Annotated in this window: 1 protein-coding gene; it reads left to right on the top strand. The window is 69.1% G+C overall.

Going from position 1 to position 459, the window contains the following annotated elements; all coding sequences use genetic code 11:
- On the top strand, positions 1–459 hold a 459-nt coding region (locus RM844_RS32615; RefSeq protein ID WP_311671053.1), incomplete at both ends, for a pyridoxal-phosphate dependent enzyme.

Below are 459 nucleotides of genomic sequence, written 5' to 3'. Positions count from 1 at the left end.
GACCAGTACAACAACCCGGACAACGTCGAGGCTTACCGGCCGCTGGCACTGGAACTCAATGCCCAGATCGGCCATGTCGACGTGCTGGTCTGCTCCGTTGGCACCGGCGGGCATTCGGCCGGAGTGGCGCGGGTGCTGCGTGAGTTCAACCCGAACCTGCGGCTGATCGGGGTCGACACCATCGGCTCGACGATCTTCGGTCAGCCCGCCGCGACCCGCGTCATGCGCGGCCTCGGCTCGAGCATCTATCCCCGCAACGTGGATTACGCCGCGTTCGACGAGGTGCACTGGGTCGCACCGGCCGACGCGGTGTGGGCCGCCAGGACGCTGGCGTCGACGTACTACGCGAGCGGGGGATGGAGCGTCGGCGCAGTCGGTCTGGTCGCGGGCTGGGCAGCGCGAAACCACCCGGCCGGCACCACGATTGCCGCGGTGTTCCCCGACGGACCGCAGCGATAC

This window comes from Streptomyces chisholmiae (assembly GCF_031845445.1).
Lineage (GTDB): Bacteria > Actinomycetota > Actinomycetes > Streptomycetales > Streptomycetaceae > Streptomyces > Streptomyces chisholmiae.
This window is presented reverse-complemented; position numbering and strand designations above follow the sequence as displayed.